This is a genomic window from uncultured Microbacterium sp., assembly GCF_964244775.1.
Classification (GTDB): Bacteria; Actinomycetota; Actinomycetes; order Actinomycetales; family Microbacteriaceae; genus Microbacterium.
Map to the genome: position 1 here is coordinate 121,421 of NZ_CAXTJR010000006.1, position 16,791 is coordinate 138,211.

Genomic DNA, 16,791 nt, shown 5'->3' on the forward strand with positions numbered 1-16,791 from the left:
TTCCTCCTTAGCCGACTCGCTCGCGGCGGCCGAAGATGCCCTGTGGCCTGACCAGCAGGATGAGAATGAGCAGCGCAAGCGCCGTCGCGTACTTGAGATCGCCGGGCAGCCAGATGTTGGTCAGCTCGACGATGAGTCCGATGATCATGGCACCCACAAAGGCACCGAAGGCCGTCCCGAGACCGCCGAGGGTGACTGCGGCGAACAGCAGCAGCAGCAGCTGGCCACCCGTCTCCCAGCCGATGCCGTTGAGTACCAGTCCGAGCAGCACACCCGAGAGGCCGGCCAGACCCGCGCCGATGATCCAGACCCCGCGGATGACGCTGTCGACGTCGATGCCGGAGGCCGAGGCCAGCGCCGGGTTGTCCGACACGGCGCGCGTGGCCCGGCCGAACCGGGTGAACAGCAGCCCGAGGCCGACGCCCACGATCGCGATGATTGCGATGCCCATCGAGATGTAGGACTGCACGGTCAGGGTGACCCCGAGCAGCGTCACGGTCTGCGGGGTCGATCGGTCGATGCGCACCGTTCCGGCGCCGATCCACAGCTGCAGCACGTACTGCAGGGCGATGGACAGACCGATCGAGACGATCATCATCTGCGTCAGGCTGAGTCTTTTTCGCCGCAGCGGACGCCAGAGTCCGGCATCCTGCGCCCAACCGAACGCGGCCATCACGACGACCGCGGCAAGCCCGGCGAGCCATAGGTTGGCACCAAAGATCGGAATCGACATGAAAAACCAGGCCAGCACGCCGCCGAGGCTCACCATCTCGCCCTGTGCGAAGTTGCTGAGGCCGGTCGTGCCGAAGACCAGCGAGAGGCCGAGCGCGGCGAGTGCGAGCAGGAGCCCGAGCCGGATGCCCTGGGCGAACTGCTGCCAGAACCTCGGCCAGTCGAACCCGGTCGACGCGGCGGCCGCGCCGTCTGCGCTGTTACTCAGGTTGAAGATCGCCGAGCTGTTTGACCCCAGAGCCGCTGCGACCGTGCGGGTCTCGTCGCTGGCGAGGAACTGGCCGTCGGGGAGCGAGTCCTTGTCGATCTTCACGACGTAGGACCCGGCCTTGGTCACCGCGAACACCCACTTGCCGGTGTCGTCCGTCGTCGTGGACGGGTCGGTCGCGGCAGGACCGGTGATCGTGAGCTTGACGCCGCTCGCCGGCTCGCCCGCGCTCGTGCGGATGGTGCCCTGGATGCAGGCGGTGGTGGCGTCGGCGCTGCACACGTCGGCGGCGCGCGCCGCGCTCATCGGGACGAGAAGCGTGAACAGCAGGCCGACGGCGACCACCAGGGCGGCGATGCCGGCGAGCCGACGTCGCTGTGTATACGCGGGATGCACGGTCATCGTCCTCCACGGGTATCAGAGAAAGCATGAGTGCAGGACGGCACGCGTGCTTGTCGAAGACACTAGAACCCCCATGTGTCAGGGGTGTTTCGACGCTCCGCCCGGTGAGCACCGCGCATCAGCATCGATGACAGAGCCCGCAGGAGGAGGTGGGGGAATCATACCCATTCCCCGCGTAACCTCAGGCCTCCTCGGGGAATACGTGCAGGCGCCCGCCGTTAGAATCGCTACGCGGGAATTCTCCGCGCTTCGCCCGTTCGACACCTCCGGTGTGGCCGTATTGGAGAACGCATGGACCAGCACGACCCCTTCGGATTCGTCGGACTCACGTATGACGACGTGCTCCTGCTCCCCGGGCACACGGACGTCATTCCGAGCGAGGCCGACACGTCCTCGCGGGTGAGCCGCAGGATCACGGTTGCGACACCGCTTCTGTCGAGCGCCATGGACACCGTCACCGAGGCCCGGCTGGCGATCGCGGTCGCGCGCGAGGGTGGCCTCGGCATCCTGCATCGCAATCTGTCGATCCAGGATCAGGCCGCACAGGTCGACCGGGTCAAGCGCAGCGAGTCGGGAATGATCACCGACCCCATCACGACCACCCCCGACGCGACCATCGACGAGGTCGAGGCGCTGTGCGCGCAGTTCCGCATCTCGGGCCTGCCGGTCATCGACTCCGACGGGCGCCTGGTCGGCATCGTCACCAACCGCGACATGCGCTTCGTCTCGGCGTTCGAGCGGACCACCACCCTCGTCAGAGACGTCATGACCAGCGAGGGCCTGGTGACCGCCCCCGTCGGCATCGGCGCGAATGATGTCATCGCACTCTTCGCCAAGCACCGTGTCGAGAAGCTCCCGCTCATCGACGGCGACGGCCGCCTCGCCGGACTCATCACCGTCAAAGACTTCGACAAGAGCGAGAAGTACCCCCTCGCGACCAAGGACGAGCAGGGTCGCCTGCGCGTCGGCGCCGCGATCGGGTTCTTCGGCGATGCCTGGGAGCGCGCCGAGGCGCTGCGCGACGCGGGCGTCGACGTGATCGTCGTCGATACCGCCAACGGGCAGTCGCAGGGCGTGATCGACATTGTCAAACGGCTCAAGGCCGACCCCTCGTTCGAGCACATCGACATCATCGGCGGCAACGTCGCGACCCGCGAGGGCGCGCAAGCGCTCATCGATGCGGGAGTGGATGCTGTCAAAGTCGGCGTCGGACCGGGTTCGATCTGCACGACGCGCATCGTCGCCGGGGTCGGCGTGCCGCAGGTCACAGCGATCTACGAGGCCTACCTCGCCGCCCGCGAGGCCGACATCCCGGTGATCGCCGACGGCGGCCTGCAGTACTCGGGCGACATCGCCAAGGCCCTCGTCGCCGGTGCAGACACCGTGATGCTCGGGTCGCTGCTGGCGGGCACAGACGAGTCGCCGGGAGAGATCGTCTTCCAGGGCGGCAAGCAGTTCAAGCTGTACCGCGGGATGGGGTCGCTCGGGGCGATGCAGACGCGCGGCAAGCAGACCTCGTACTCGAAGGACCGCTACTTCCAGGCCGACGTGCCCAGCGACGACAAGCTGATTCCCGAGGGCATCGAGGGTCAGGTCGCCTACCGCGGCCCCGTCTCGGCCGTGGCGTACCAGCTGGTCGGTGGCCTGCGTCAGTCGATGTTCTACGTCGGCGCACGCACGATCGAAGAGCTCAAGGCCAAGGGCAGGTTCGTGCGCATCACGGCGGCCGGGCTGAAGGAATCGCATCCCCACGACGTGCAGATCGTTGTCGAGGCGCCCAACTACAAGCGCTGATCGAGCGCACGATGCGGTGATCGAGCGCGCGATGCGGTGATCGAGTAGCGAGCTTGCGAGCGTATCGAGATCCCTCGGACCGACGTGCTACGCAGGTTTTGATCTCGATACGGCGCGGGCGCGCCTGTGCGGGCTGCGGGCGGCGGTGGCCGCGATGCCGAGCCCTGGATAGACTGGTCGGCTCGCCGTCGTCGAGCCACCCGTGCTCTACAGGCGGGTGCAACCGGCCGGAAGCACTGACGTGGGATACATCGACATCAACGCCGTCTCGTTCGTGCTGCCCGACGGACGACCGCTGCTCGACGAGGTCGCCTTCCGCGTCGGCGAAGGCTCGACCACCGCGCTCATCGGGCCGAACGGCGCGGGCAAGTCCACGCTCCTGCGGATCGTGCGCGGCGACGAGCGCGCGCACGGCGGCGCGGTGTCGATCGGCGGCGGCCTCGGAGTCATGGATCAGTTCATCGGCCACGGGCGCGACGGCGCGACCGTGCACGACCTGCTCATCGAGGTCGCGCCCGCGCGGGTGCGCGGGGCGGCACTGGAGCTCGAGGCATCCGAACTCGCGATCATCGAGCGCGACGACACCGACACCCAGCTGCGGTACGCGTCGGCGCTCGCCGACTACGCCGACGCCGGCGGGTACGAGCACGAGACGGTGTGGGACCGGTGCACGATCGCCGCTCTCGGGCTGCCGTTCGAGCGGGCGCGGTTCCGTGAGCTGTCGACCCTGTCCGGTGGCGAGCAGAAGCGGCTCGCGCTCGAGGCGCTCCTGCGAGGACCCGACGAGGTGCTGCTGCTGGACGAACCCGACAACTACCTCGACGTGCCCGGCAAGCGCTGGCTCGAAGGGCAGCTGAAGGCCACGCCGAAGACCGTGCTCCTCGTCTCGCACGACCGCGAGCTGCTGGCGCGTGCAGCCGATCGCATCGTGACCCTCGAGACCGGTGGCGCCGGGAGCACCGCGTGGGTGCATGGCGGCTCGTTCCGCACATACGGGGCGGCGCGCGAGGAGCGGATGAGCCGGCTCGACGAGTTGCGTCGCCGCTGGGACGAGGAGCACGCCAAACTCCGTACCCTCGTCGCGACCATGCGGGCCAAAGCGACGGCGAGCGACGAGTTCGCCTCGCGCTACCGCGCGGCCCAGACCCGGCTCGCCCGATTCGAGGAAGCGGGACCACCCGAGGAGCGCCCGCCCGAGCAAGACCTCCAGCTGCGCCTGCGGGGCGCGCGCACCGGCAAGCGAGCCGTCATCGCCGAGAAGCTCGAGCTCACCGGGCTCATGAAGCCGTTCGACCTCGAGGTCTGGTTCGGCGACCGCGTGGCGGTGCTGGGTTCGAACGGCTCGGGAAAGTCGCATTTCCTCCGGATGCTGGCGCGCGGCGGCACGGATCCGGATGCCCTCCTCGGCCATCGCACGAGCGTGGGCGCGGGTCTGGATCCGGTGGCACACACTGGGCGTGCGGTGCTCGGCGCGCGTGTGGTGCCCGGATGGTTCGCCCAGACCCACCGGCATCCTGAGTTCACCGGCAAGACGCTGCTCGATCTGCTGCACCGCGGCGACGACGACCGCCCGGGGATGGCCCGCGAGGCGGCGAGTTCGGCGCTGGATCGGTACGGCCTTGTCGGCCAGGCGCAGCAGCCGTTCGAGACGCTCTCGGGCGGGCAGCAGGCGCGGTTCCAGATTCTGCTGCTGGAGCTGTCGGGCACGACCCTGCTGCTTCTGGACGAGCCCACCGACAACCTCGACCTCGCGTCGGCCGAGGCGCTCGAAGTGGCGCTGGCCCATTTCGAGGGGACGGTGCTCGCCGTCACCCACGATCGCTGGTTCGCGCGGTCGTTCGACCGGTTCCTCGTGTTCGGCGCCGATGGCGACGTGTACGAGTCCGCCACGCCGGTGTGGGAAGAGGGGCGGGTGGCGCGGGCCAGGTGACGGGTCGCTTTCGCCCGTCAGCCCCGGACGAGCGCGGGTGAGTCGGGAGTGCCGGATGCCTGGGCCCCAGCATCCTGTTCCGTCGCCGCCTTCTCGACCACGGTCGAGCGGCCCGCCGGCAGCCACAGCGCCACGATCATGCCCACCAGGAGCACGGCGGCTCCGGTCATGACGGCCGGCCGCGCCGCGTCCACGTAGAGGTCGGGGGAGAGCTGGCCGCCCGCCCCGACGAAGATCGCGGTCATGACGGCGGTGCCGAGGGCCACGCCGATCTCACGGACGGTCGAATTGACCCCCGACGCCTTGGCGTGGTCGATCACTCCGAGAGTGGCCAGCAGCGCGGTCGCCGACGGGGCGAACACCAGACCCATGCCGACGCCGGCCATGATGAACGGCACGACGAGCGCGGCGTAGTCGAGGTCGGTCGACAGGAGCAGCGCGAGCCAGGCCAGGGCGACGCCCTGGAGGAACAGCCCGCCGACCAGCAGCAGCCGCGTGCCGATGCGTGGAGCGAAGATGCCTGCGAGGGGCGCCACGACCATGGGCGCGAGGGTCCAGGGGGTCGTCTGCACCGCGGCTTCGAGCGGGGAGGCGCCCTGCACGACCTGCATGTACTGGATGAGGATGAAGATCGCGCCGAACGTGCCGAAGCTGAACGCGAAACCGACGACGTTGGTGACCGAGAACGATCGGTCGCGGAAGAGCCGCAGCGGCATGATCGGAGCGCGCGAACGGCTCTGCCAGAGAAGGAAACCGGCGATCAGCACCACGCCGAGCGCGAGTTCGGTCACGACCGGCACCGACGACCAGCCGTCGTCATTGCCCCGGACGATGCCGAGCACGATCGCGAGCACTCCCGCGCCGGCCAGCGCCGCGCCGAACACGTCGATACGCCCGCGGGCGCCGAAGTCGTTGCGCAGGGCGTACAAGGCCAGCGGGATCGCGATGACGGCCACAGGCACGTTCAGCCAGAAGATGGCCTGCCAGTTCCAGCCCGACATGACCGCGCCGCCGACGAGCGGACCCACGGCGACGCCGAGACCCGAGATACCGCCCCAGATGCCGATCGCGAGGGGTCTGCGCTCGGCGCTCACGCCACCGGCGAGGAGGGCGAGCGAGAGGGGGAGTACCCCGGCGCCGCCGAACCCCTGCACGGCGCGGGCGACGATGAGCTGCGTCGGATCGGTGCTGAGCGCGGCGGCGATCGAGCCCGCGGCGAAGATGCCGATGCCGATCAGGAACACCGTGCGTCGCCCGAAGCGGTCGCCGAGGGCCGAGGCGATGAGGATCGTGCTCGCGAATGTCAGCGTGTAGGCGTTCACGAACCACTGCAGCTGCTCGACGGTCGCGCCGAGCTCGGCGTGCAGCACGGGCAGGGCATTGGTCGTGACCAGGTTGTCGAGGGTGGCCATGAACATCGGGAGGGATGCTGCGGCGATGACGAGCCCGAAGGGCCGAGCTCGCCGGCCGTCGGCGGCGCGGGGGGAAAGGGACATCGGCAGATCCTTCGTCTCGGCTGGGTGGTGGTGAGATCGTGCTGTTGTAATCGAATGATTACTACGTCCGACTCAATGTAGTAATCGACTGATAACATGTCAAGCGTGAGTGAGAAAGCCATCCCCGACGCCGGTCGCCGCCTGAGTTCCGACGAACGCCGTGAGCAGATCGTCGAGGCAGCGATGGCCGTCTTCGGCGCACGTGGCTACGTCGGGACCACAACCGACGAGGTCGCACGCGCAGCATCCGTCAGTCAGCCCTATGTGGTGCGGCTGTTCGGCACGAAGGAGAACCTCTTCCTCGCCGCGATCGGCGAGGCGCTCCAGCGCCTGCTCGCCGCGTTCCGTGCCGCGCCGACCGGGGAGGACCTGCCCGCGCGCAGAGACGCGATGGGGGCGGCATACCTCGGCCTGCTCGAGGTGCGCGGGCTTCACCAGATCCTGTCCCACGCGTTCCTCCTCGGCGCGCACCCCGTGATCGGCCCCTGCGCCCGCGACGGGTTCGCCGAGGTCTGGCGTTACCTGCGTCATGAGGCCGGGTTCTCGGCCGAAGAGGCGCAGAAGTTCCTCGCGGCCGGCATGCTCATCAACACGATGGTGGGGCTGCGCCTCACCGACGAGTACGGCAAGGACGCCGGCATGACCGAGCTCTTCGATGAATGCTTCCCCGCCAGTGTGGGGTACGTGCTCGACGCGGCGCCCCGGGTCGACGAGCTCTGGTGAGTGGGCCGCGCGGGCAGCGGAAGCACGCCACTCGGGCTTCGTGCCGATGCACTGACGGCCCCCGATAACGGGCACCGGTAGGCTGAGGGTGTGAGCATGGAGATCGAGGTCGGCCGCGCGAAGCGCGCTCGCCGCGCCTATACCTTCGACGACATCGCCGTCGTCCCCTCTCGGCGCACCCGCAACCCGGAGGACGTCTCGACCGCGTGGTCGATCGACGCCTTCCAGTTCGCGATCCCGGTTCTCGGCGCTCCGATGGACTCGGTCGTGAGCCCCCGCACCGCCATCATGCTCGGTCAGCTCGGCGGTCTCGGGGTCCTCGATCTCGAGGGCCTGTGGACGCGCTACGACGACCCCACGCCGCTCCTCGCCGAGATCGCGGGCCTCGAGAAGGCCGCCGCGACCCGGCGCATGCAGGAGGTGTACACCGAGCCGATCAAGCCCGAGCTGGTGCGCGACCGGCTCGCCGAGATCCGCGCCGCCGGAGTCACGGTCGCCGGCGCCCTGACGCCCCAGCGCACACAGGAGCTGTACGAGACCGTCGTCGCGGCCGGCGTCGACCTCTTCGTGATCCGCGGCACGACAGTGTCGGCCGAGCACGTGTCGTCGGCCCTCCAGCCGCTGAACCTCAAGAAGTTCATCTACGACCTCGATGTGCCCGTGATCGTGGGCGGAGCGGCCACCTACACCGCGGCGCTGCACCTCATGCGCACGGGCGCCGCAGGCGTGCTCGTCGGATTCGGCGGGGGAGCAGCATCCACCACCCGCGCCACACTCGGCCTCCATGCCCCGATGGCGACCGCGGTCGCCGATGTGGCGGGCGCGCGCCGCGACTACCTCGACGAGTCGGGCGGTCGCTACGTGCACGTCATCGCCGACGGCGGGGTCGGCACGTCGGGCGACATCGTGAAGGCTCTGGCGATGGGAGCGGATGCTGTCATGCTCGGCGTCGCGCTCGCCCGCGCCACCGACGCTCCGGGTCTCGGCTACCACTGGGGCCCCGAGTCGCATCACCCCCAGCTTCCGCGCGGCAAGCGTGTCAAGGTCGATCAGGTCGCGCCGCTCGAGGGCATCCTGTACGGCCCTGCGCCCGTCGCAGACGGCACCGCGAACCTGATCGGCGCGCTCAGGAAGTCGATGGCGACGACCGGCTACTCCGACCTCAAGGAGTTCCAGCGGGTCGAGATCGTGGTCGCGCCCTACAGCGCGAAATGAGTTCGGTGACCGGGACGACGAGCTCGGGGACCACCGGTCCCGTCGTCTTCCCTCCGACACTGCGCGAAGTGCTGCTGCGCCCGCGCTGGCTCGGGATGCTGGCGCTCTGCCTCGTGGTCGCGGGAGTGTTCGCATGGCTCGGCCAATGGCAGCTGGGCCGTGCCCTGCAGACGGATCCGACGCCGCCCGGTGCCACCGAGCAGGTCGAGCCCATCGCCGACGTCGTGGCGCCAGGGGCGTACCTGCCCGAACCGCTCGTCGGACAGCGGGTGACCGTGTCGGGCACCTGGGTGCCGGATGACTTCCTCGTCGTCGCCTCGCGCTTCAACAACGGCACCGAGGGCTACTGGGTGACCGGGCAGCTGCGCGTCGTCCCGGATGCGGGAAGCACCGGCCCCACCTCGATCGCCGTCGCGATCGGCTGGGCGCCGAGCCTCGATGTCGCGCACGCCGCCATCGATCGACTGCAGCAGGATGCCTCGGCCGCAGGTGCGTCGTCGCAGCCGTTCGACGTGGTGGGTCGGATCATCTCCGATGAAGGCCCCGCGCTGCCTCGGCACGACATCGACCCGCAGACCATGACGAGCATGTCGCCCGCGGCGCTGCTCGGCCAGTGGCACGACGTCGACGGGCTCTCGGTCTATCGGCCGTACCTCGCATCCCAGACCGCGCCGCAGCCCCTCGCCGATATCGCCTCGCCGCCCCCGCCGACGGGGTCGACCGTCAACTGGCTCAATATCTTCTACGCCGTCGAATGGGCGGTCTTCGCGGGCTTCGCGTTCTACCTCTGGTACCGGCTCGGCAAGGACGCCTGGGAGCGCGAGGTGGAGGACATCGAGGATGCTGCGGCCGCCGCATCCCCGCCGCGACCTGCCTGAACCGGGCGAGGGCGCCGAGAGCGCCGGGTAGAGTGGAGCGCATGGCCCGCGCCCCGAAACTCGCCTCGTTCCCGGCCATCCGCGGTGCGCTGAAGTTCTACCAGATCTGCTCGGTCATCACCGGCGTCGGCCTGCTTCTGCTGTGCACCGAGATGGTCCTGAAGTACACGCCGCTGCACGTCGAGCTGTTCCTGGGCGGATCGGGCGGGTTCCTCTGGTTCGCCCCCGTGGTCGAAGGCCCGACCGGTCTGGTCTCGACCGGCGACGGCATCAACCTGTCGCTGGGCATCCTGATCGTGCACGGCTGGTTCTACGTCGTGTACCTGTTCTCGTGCTTCCGCATCTGGAGCCTGATGCGCTGGCACTTCGCGCGATTCCTCTTGCTCGCGGCGGGCGGCGTCGTGCCCCTGCTGTCGTTCTTCATGGAGGCGCGCGTCGGCCGTGACGTCACGCGCTACCTCGCCGAGCGCGAAGCCGCCGAGCTCGGCAGCCAGACCGAGCACTCCATCCAGACCGAGCACTCCAACGTGACCGATTCCACCCCGACGCCGACAAGCGCGGAGAACCAGCGTTGAGCCAGCGCACGTCAGAAACAGCGACCGAGACCGACCAGCGCCCCGTTCTCGTCGTCGACTTCGGCGCGCAGTACGCGCAGCTGATCGCGCGACGGGTGCGTGAGGCAGGCGTCTACAGCGAGATCGTGCCGCACACGGCTACGGCCGCCGAGATCGCAGCCCGCAACCCGGTCGGCATCATCCTCTCCGGCGGACCGTCGTCGGTGTACGAGCCCGGCGCCCCGACGCTCGACCCCGGCGTGCTCGAGCTGGGGTTGCCGACGCTCGGCATCTGCTACGGCTTCCAGGTCATGGCGCAGCAGCTCGGCGGCGAGGTTGCGAACACAGGACTGCGCGAGTACGGGGCGACGGATGCCGAGCTCACCGGCGACGGCGGCACACTCCTCGGCGGCCAGCCGGCCGCGCAGAACGTGTGGATGAGCCACGGCGACCAGGTCTCCCAGGCGCCCGCGGGCTTCACCGTGCTCGCCTCGACCGCCGCCACCCCCGTGGCCGCGTTCGGCAACGACGAGCGTCGCTTGTACGGCGTGCAGTGGCATCCCGAGGTCAAGCACACCGACTTCGGTCAGCGCGTCATCGAGAACTTCCTGCACGACGGAGCGGGGCTCGCCGCAGACTGGAACTCGGGCAACGTCATCGCCGAGCAGGTCGCGCGCATCCGTGAGCAGGTCGGCACCTCCCGGGTTATCTGCGGCCTGTCGGGCGGAGTCGACTCGGCCGTCGCCGCGGCGATCGTGCACGAGGCCGTCGGCGACCAGCTCGTCTGCATCTTCGTCGATCACGGTCTCCTGCGTAAGAACGAGCGCGAGCAGGTGGAGAACGACTACGTCGCCTCCACCGGCGTGCGCCTGGTCACGATCGATGCCCGCGAGCAGTTCCTCACCGCCCTCGCCGGAGTCAGCGACCCCGAGCAGAAGCGGAAGATCATCGGGCGCGAGTTCATCCGCACGTTCGAGGCGGCCGAGAAAGCGCTCGTTGCCGAGGCCGCAGCCGACGGCGAGCCGATCCGCTTCCTCGTGCAGGGCACGCTCTACCCCGACGTCGTAGAGTCCGGCGGCGGCACCGGCACCGCGAACATCAAGTCGCACCACAACGTCGGCGGCCTCCCCGAAGATCTGCAGTTCGAGCTCGTCGAGCCCCTCCGCACCCTCTTCAAGGACGAGGTCCGCGCCATCGGCCGCGAACTGGGGGTGCCCGAGGTGATCGTCGGCCGACAGCCGTTCCCGGGGCCCGGCCTCGGCATCCGGATCGTCGGTGAGGTCACCGCTGACAACCTCGAGATTCTGCGTGAGGCCGACGCCATCGCGCGTGAAGAGCTGACCCGTGCAGGATTGGATGCTGAGATCTGGCAGTGCCCTGTGGTGCTGCTGGCCGGGGTCCGGTCCGTGGGCGTGCAGGGCGACGGTCGCACGTACGGTCACCCGATCGTGCTGCGTCCGGTCTCGAGCGAAGACGCGATGACCGCCGACTGGACGCGCCTGCCGTACGACGTGCTCGCCCGGATCTCGAACCGCATCACGAACGAGGTGCGCGAGGTCAACCGTGTGGTGCTCGACGTGACGAGCAAGCCGCCGGGCACCATCGAGTGGGAGTAGTCGCCGCGCGGCGGGGTGTCCCGGCCGCGCGCCAGTCCCCCGCGGCGGCCTTCGGTCGGCGCTCCCGCCAGACCCGATGCCTGTCGCGCCGACGGGACACCCCGCTGCGCGCGTGACCTGCCGCGGGATTCTGCGCAACTTCGGTGACCCGCGCAGGCTCGGCGGGTTCGGGCGCTGGCGGCCCGAAGAACGGCAGACTTCCGAAGTTGTGCAAGGCCATGTTGCGGTGATCGAGTAGCGAGCGCCAGCGAGCGCGCCCTCCTGCGGTGATCGAGTAGCGAACGCCAGCGAGCGTATCGAGATCCCTCGGACCGACGCGTTACGCGGGTGGTGATCTCGATACGGCCTGGCGCGCCTACTCGATCTCCGCGGCGGCGGGCCTGGCGCGCCTACTCGATCTCCGCGAAGAGGCGGCGGCGCGCCGCTCCGCCTGACGGGGTCAGACGGTGATCGTCTGGAACGCCCCCGCCGCGAGGTCGACCTGCCGTGGCGCATCCCCGGTGAAATCGGTGCTCGCCAGCTCGACCGCGACGGGCGTCGGATTCGTGGGTGCGCACGATGTAGCGCCGGGCGGTGAGGCTCGCGATGCTCGACCACTTCGTCTGGTCGTCCTGCTCCAGACCCGTCCCGCCGACTCCGCTCATCATGCCGACCGGGATGTCGAAGTTGTTGATCGCGTGCAGGCTCAGCTGCTCGAGGCTGTCGGCGTCCTGCGCCGGCTTCAGCGTCATGACGTAGGCCGTCGCGCGCAGGTAGCGACCGGGGCTGCCCGAATCTCCCGGCAGGCCGACGAAGCCCTGCCCCTGTGCAAGCGGCGCGAATTCCACGCCGTTGATCGTGACGGGTGCGGGGTTGGCGGCGCTGAGCCGCGGCATCCAATTCCGAACATTCTCGTGATGCCATGCGAGGTACGGCGCGTTCGTGGCCACCCCGAGCGGGTTGTCGCGGTGCTGCTGGGCGCCGTGCTCGAACTCGATGACTCCCGAGGCGCCGGTCGCGTCGTGGAGCACGATGTGCAGCGGCGGCACGCCGTTCACCAGCGGGTTGCTCGCGCCCCACACGACGACCTGGGTGAACGCGGCGAACACCTCGGCCACCGTGGCGCACGTGCTGAGGGCGTAGACGACCGCGTCGAGCACCTCCAGGTCGCGGGTCGGGTCATCGCCCGGTTCCTCATAAGATGCGAAGTCCGGCATATAAAGGGCGCCGGCATACAGGCCGGCCTCGTTCATGCCGTCGGTGAGCAGTTGCGGCGTGCCGATGGCATCCATCCCGACCACTCCGTATCGGGTGGTCCACGTCGCACCCGGTCCGCTTGGCGCCGACGATGTGAGCGTCAGCCCCCGCGGGATCACGGTGAGCTTGGCGCCGAGCATGTCGGGGAACTCCATCGTGCGCGCTACCGCCACGCTGCCATCGACGGCCCTCAGCTGAAAACTCGTGCACATGGCCCCGGCCTCTCCGCCTGCGCTTTTGGACGCGCTTCGCGTCAGGGTACACGCGACGCGTGACGACGTGCTCGCTCGGCGCGCAGCAGGGTGCCAGGATGGACAGCGTGAGCCCACGCTATGTGAAACCGACCGGGATGGATGCCGTCTTCAACGGCGCCGTCGGATGGTTGACGCGGATCGGACTGCCCACGGCCGGAAGCCGCGTGCTGTCTGTGCAGGGGCGCAAGAGCGGCGAGTGGCGCTCGACACCGGTCAATCCCCTCCGTGTCGCGGGGGAGCGCTACCTCGTCTCACCGCGCGGGCACACCCAGTGGGTCCGGAACATCCGCATCTCGGGCGAGGGCCGACTCTCGAGCGGGCGCCACGTCGAGGAGTTTCGCGCCGAAGAGGTGCCCGACGAACAGAAGCCGCCGATTCTGCGGGCATATCTGAAGGCCTGGGCGTGGGAGGTCGGCCGCTTCTTCGAGAACGTCGACAAAGACTCGCCCGACGCGCGACTGCTCGAGATTGCGCCGGGGTTCCCGGTCTTCCGGGTGCTGCCTCGCAGCGCATGACCGTGACGCGGCCGGCGGACTTTCCGGACGCCGAGTACCTGATCCTCTCCAGCCGCCTCATCCCCGACATGGACGGCGGCTACACCTTCGCCACCCTCGCTCGCGCCCGGCAGATGGCGGCCGCAGGGGTCGACGAGGGTCGGGGGCCGCTCCTCCTCACGGTCGATCCCGGATCGATCGCCGATCATGCCCGGCATCGCGCGGTGTTCGCCGCTCGCGACCTCGTGCGCGACGCCGACCGCATGCGCAACCTGTTCGACGAGGCGGCCGATCCGCGCGGTGGCGCCACAGGGTGGCTGCGCGACGCGGTCCACCCGGGTGACCCCGACCCCGCGCTGGAGTATCGAGAGATCCCGGATGCTGTGGGCCGCCCCGTCGTGTCGCTCCCGGTCATCGCGAACGACCCCGATTGGCACATCAGCACCGCCCCCGTCGCCGTGCACGACGCCGACGGCTCGATCATCGGCATCCTCGATGGGTTCGGCGCCCTCTACCGGGCCTGGCTCGACCACGTCGTGCACGACGTCCGCGGCGGCGAACCCGCCCGCCCGGTCGTGGTGCTGTGCGAATCCCGCCAGCTCGGCGAGCTTCTCGCCGGCTGGGACGACCCGCACGCCCGCCTGCTGCACACGATCCACACCAGCCACCTCGAGGCGCCGCACACGCCGGACGCGCCGGTAAACGACCTGTGGCGGCGGTGGTTCTCTGTGGCCGACCGCTACGACGCCGTGCTATGGCCGACCACGGCGCAGCGCGACGACGTGCTCGAGCGGTTCGGCTATCGGTCAGGCGGAGCCGAGGTGCACGTCGTGGTGCCGCAGGCCGTCGCCGTGCAGGAACGCATCACCCCGGCGCAGGAGCGCACGCGGGGGCGCGTCGTGATGCTCAACCGGCTCGCCCCGGGCAAGCGCATCGACCAGGCGATCCGCGCGTTCGCCGCCGTGATCGACGCCGTGCCAGACGCCACTCTCGACGTCTTCGGCGAGGGTGCATTGCGGGGGTCGCTGCAGCAGCTCATCGACGACCTCGGGCTCGGCGCGCACGTCACCCTGCGCGGAAACACGACCGAGCCCGGTGCGGTGCTCGACTCGGCATCCGTCTTCCTGTCGACCTCGGCCTACGAGGGGCAGGGGCTGTCGATCGCCGAGGCGCTCGCCCACGGGTGCCCGGTGGTGGCGTACGACGTCCGGTACGGGCCGCGCGAGGCCCTTGCCGGCGGCGGCGGCGTGCTCGTGCCCGACGGCGATGAGGCGGCGCTCGTTGCCGCGCTCGTCCGTGTGCTCAGCGACGCTGGTGAGCACGCGCGGCTCGTGGCCGAGGCATCCGATTCCGCCCGTCGAGTAGACCCGGTGCGCGTGATGGATGCTCTCGCCACCGCTGTGCGCGACGCCCTGTCGCGTCCGATCCGGCGCTGACAGCGTCCCTGCTCGCGGGCTGCGTGTCGGTGGGTGGCTGTGTCGGTGGGTGGCTGTGTCGGTGGGTGGCTGTGTCATAACTCCGCCTGAGCCGCTCACCGTCTGAAGGCCAGCGCGACCAATCCAGGGGAACCCCGTGAGGGAATCCCCGCTCAGGCGGAGTTGCGACACACCGGGCCGAGAGGCCGTGGGCTCCGATCGGTCAGAGGGCTCCGGTGGCCGCGGTCTCGCGCACGTTCGGCGTGCCGTCGAAGATCAGAAGGCGGTCGGCCAGCTTGTCGACGAAGAACCGGTCGTGGCTGACGACGACCACCGCACCGGGGAAATGCGCGAGGGCGCGCTCCATCACCTGAGTGCTCGTGATGTCGAGGTGGTTGGTCGGCTCATCGAGGATGATGACGGCGGCGCCCGACAGGAGGCACTGGGCGATCGCGACGCGCGCGCGCTGCCCGCCCGAGAGGGTGCCGATGCGCGCGTGCAGGTCGGCCTCGGAGAACTGCAGCATCGCGAGGAATCGCGCGACGCTCTTCTTGGTCGCCAAGAACGCGAGCGAATCGGGGTAGGCGCCCACGGCGTGCCCGACCGTGTCTTGGAGGTTCAGTTCGGCGAACACCCGGTTGTATGACACGAACCGGGCGCCCTTGGCCCACCGCACGGTACCGGAATCCGGGGTCGTCTCGCCGGTCAGCACCTCCAGCAACGTCGATTTGCCCGACCCGTTCGACCCGAGAACTGCCACCCGGTCGCCGCGGTGGAGGCTGAAGGTGAGCCCTTCGAAGAGCGGCTCGCCGCCGAATCCCTTGCCGAGGCCTTCGACGGTGAGCAGGTCGTTGCTCACGCGCAGGCCCTCGTAGATGCCGGTGATGATCTGGTCGATCGGGCGCGGTGCCTGCTTCTTCTTGATGTCGGCCAGGCGCCGGGCGATCGCGTTCGACGGATTCCGGGCCGCCTCGCGGCGTGCGGCGCTCGCCGCCTGCTCGTAGGCGAGCAGCTCCTCCTCGTGCGCGAACTGCTTCTCGAGCATCTTGAGCCGCGACTGCTTGGCCTGCACGTAGTCGGAGTAATCGCCCTCGTACTCCTGCAGGCGGTTGTTCTCGATCTCGATGATCCGAGTGACGACACCGTCGAGGAACTGCCGGTCGTGCGAGATGACGAGCACGGCTCCGGCGAAATTCTGCAGCCACCCCTCGATCCACTTCACGCCCTCGAGGTCGAGGAAGTTGGTCGGCTCGTCCAGCAGCAGCACATCGGGGTTCTGGATGAGCAGCAGCGCCAGCGCGGCGCGATTGCCCCATCCGCCCGACAGGCGACCGACGGGCAGCGATCGTCGCTCGTCGTCGAAGCCGAGCCGGGTGAGCACCGTGTCGATCGTGTTCTCGTAGGTCCACGCGCCGAGGCGGTCCATCGCCTCGAGCAGCTCACCTTGTTCGGCGAGCAGCCGGTTCATCTCGACATCGGCCATCGGCTCGGCGAACAGCAGGCCGATCTCGTCGAGGCGCGCCTGCGTGCGGTGCACGTCGGCGAAGTGCGCGCTCAGGATTTCGAGGATGCTCTGCTCGCCGTCGAGCTCGGAGAACTGCGAGAAGTAGCCGATCGTCGTGCCGAGCGAGACGTCGACCGTGCCGGCCGTCGGCTCCTGACGCCCGAGGATCAGCTCGAGGAGCGTGGACTTGCCCGTGCCGTTCTTGCCGATCAGCCCGATCCGGTCGCCGGCTCGCAGCTTCAGGAAGGCGTCGCGGACCACCAGCCGGCCGTCGTAGTCCTTGCTCACGTCGTTCAGGCGGATGAGGCTCACAGGGGTCCAGACTACGTGCGCGCGCCGC

At 69.4% G+C, this 16,791-nt stretch carries 13 protein-coding genes; 9 read left to right on the forward strand and 4 right to left on the reverse strand.

What is annotated here, in order from left to right; genetic code table 11:
• Positions 1-7 precede the first annotated feature (7 nt).
• The gene (locus ACFE6Z_RS11845) at positions 8-1,342 is read right to left on the reverse strand and encodes a branched-chain amino acid ABC transporter permease (protein ID WP_375385892.1); all 1,335 of its coding nucleotides are present in this window, start codon (positions 1,340-1,342) and stop codon (positions 8-10) included.
• Between the two features lie 291 nt (positions 1,343-1,633).
• Here ACFE6Z_RS11845 and guaB point away from each other — a divergent pair, with 291 nt between their 5' ends.
• A complete protein-coding gene (gene guaB, locus ACFE6Z_RS11850) occupies positions 1,634-3,136 on the forward strand; it encodes an IMP dehydrogenase (protein WP_375385893.1) in 1,503 nt (500 codons plus the stop codon).
• 241 nt (positions 3,137-3,377) lie between these two features.
• Positions 3,378-5,066, forward strand: a complete 1,689-nt coding sequence (locus ACFE6Z_RS11855) for an ABC-F family ATP-binding cassette domain-containing protein (RefSeq protein ID WP_375385894.1) — start codon at positions 3,378-3,380, stop codon at positions 5,064-5,066.
• A 17-nt stretch (positions 5,067-5,083) separates the two neighbouring features.
• Here the strand turns inward: ACFE6Z_RS11855 and ACFE6Z_RS11860 are convergent, their stop codons facing one another.
• Complete coding sequence (locus ACFE6Z_RS11860) at positions 5,084-6,562, reverse strand: MFS transporter (RefSeq protein ID WP_375385895.1); 1,479 nt, start codon at positions 6,560-6,562, stop codon at positions 5,084-5,086.
• Positions 6,563-6,667: 105 nt separating this feature from the next.
• Between ACFE6Z_RS11860 and ACFE6Z_RS11865 the strand changes: the two genes are divergently transcribed.
• The 5 genes from ACFE6Z_RS11865 (at position 6,668) to guaA (ending at position 11,548) form a co-directional block, all read left to right on the forward strand.
• Positions 6,668-7,285: a TetR/AcrR family transcriptional regulator gene (locus tag ACFE6Z_RS11865; RefSeq protein ID WP_375385896.1), complete on the forward strand. Its 618-nt coding sequence runs from the start codon at positions 6,668-6,670 to the stop codon at positions 7,283-7,285.
• Between the two features lie 96 nt (positions 7,286-7,381).
• Complete coding sequence (locus ACFE6Z_RS11870) at positions 7,382-8,500, forward strand: GuaB3 family IMP dehydrogenase-related protein (RefSeq protein WP_375385923.1); 1,119 nt, start codon at positions 7,382-7,384, stop codon at positions 8,498-8,500.
• A 5-nt stretch (positions 8,501-8,505) separates the two neighbouring features.
• Positions 8,506-9,378, forward strand: coding sequence for an SURF1 family protein (locus ACFE6Z_RS11875; protein ID WP_375385897.1), 873 nt, complete (start codon positions 8,506-8,508; stop codon positions 9,376-9,378).
• 41 nt (positions 9,379-9,419) lie between these two features.
• Positions 9,420-9,953 (forward strand): DUF3817 domain-containing protein, encoded by a 534-nt coding sequence (locus tag ACFE6Z_RS11880; protein WP_375385898.1) that lies wholly within the window; start codon positions 9,420-9,422, stop codon positions 9,951-9,953.
• Positions 9,950-11,548: a glutamine-hydrolyzing GMP synthase gene (gene guaA, locus ACFE6Z_RS11885; RefSeq protein WP_375385899.1), complete on the forward strand. Its 1,599-nt coding sequence runs from the start codon at positions 9,950-9,952 to the stop codon at positions 11,546-11,548. Before ACFE6Z_RS11880 ends, guaA begins: the two co-directional genes overlap by 4 nt.
• A gap of 389 nt (positions 11,549-11,937) precedes the next feature.
• Here guaA and ACFE6Z_RS11890 read toward each other — a convergent pair whose 3' ends face one another.
• The gene (locus tag ACFE6Z_RS11890; RefSeq protein WP_375385900.1) at positions 11,938-12,996 is read right to left on the reverse strand and encodes a linear amide C-N hydrolase; all 1,059 of its coding nucleotides are present in this window, start codon (positions 12,994-12,996) and stop codon (positions 11,938-11,940) included.
• A 107-nt stretch (positions 12,997-13,103) separates the two neighbouring features.
• On the opposite strand from ACFE6Z_RS11890, the gene ACFE6Z_RS11895 reads away from it, so the two are divergent.
• Together ACFE6Z_RS11895 and ACFE6Z_RS11900 are read left to right on the forward strand one after the other, a co-directional pair.
• Complete coding sequence (locus tag ACFE6Z_RS11895; protein ID WP_375385901.1) at positions 13,104-13,553, forward strand: nitroreductase family deazaflavin-dependent oxidoreductase; 450 nt, start codon at positions 13,104-13,106, stop codon at positions 13,551-13,553.
• Positions 13,550-14,968 (forward strand): glycosyltransferase, encoded by a 1,419-nt coding sequence (locus ACFE6Z_RS11900; RefSeq protein ID WP_375385902.1) that lies wholly within the window; start codon positions 13,550-13,552, stop codon positions 14,966-14,968. Before ACFE6Z_RS11895 ends, ACFE6Z_RS11900 begins: the two co-directional genes overlap by 4 nt.
• A gap of 202 nt (positions 14,969-15,170) precedes the next feature.
• Here the strand turns inward: ACFE6Z_RS11900 and ACFE6Z_RS11905 are convergent, their stop codons facing one another.
• The gene (locus ACFE6Z_RS11905) at positions 15,171-16,763 is read right to left on the reverse strand and encodes an ABC-F family ATP-binding cassette domain-containing protein (protein WP_375385903.1); all 1,593 of its coding nucleotides are present in this window, start codon (positions 16,761-16,763) and stop codon (positions 15,171-15,173) included.
• Positions 16,764-16,791 lie beyond the last annotated feature (28 nt).

Coding starts and splice junctions, on each gene's coding strand:
- guaB (WP_375385893.1), top strand. CDS start 1,634: ATGGACCAGCACGACCCCTTCGGATTCGTCGGACTCACGTATGACGAC.
- ACFE6Z_RS11890 (WP_375385900.1), bottom strand. CDS start 12,996: ATGTGCACGAGTTTTCAGCTGAGGGCCGTCGATGGCAGCGTGGCGGTA.
- ACFE6Z_RS11880 (WP_375385898.1), top strand. CDS start 9,420: ATGGCCCGCGCCCCGAAACTCGCCTCGTTCCCGGCCATCCGCGGTGCG.
- ACFE6Z_RS11845 (WP_375385892.1), bottom strand. CDS start 1,342: ATGACCGTGCATCCCGCGTATACACAGCGACGTCGGCTCGCCGGCATC.
- ACFE6Z_RS11860 (WP_375385895.1), bottom strand. CDS start 6,562: ATGTCCCTTTCCCCCCGCGCCGCCGACGGCCGGCGAGCTCGGCCCTTC.
- ACFE6Z_RS11870 (WP_375385923.1), top strand. CDS start 7,382: ATGGAGATCGAGGTCGGCCGCGCGAAGCGCGCTCGCCGCGCCTATACC.
- ACFE6Z_RS11900 (WP_375385902.1), top strand. CDS start 13,550: ATGACCGTGACGCGGCCGGCGGACTTTCCGGACGCCGAGTACCTGATC.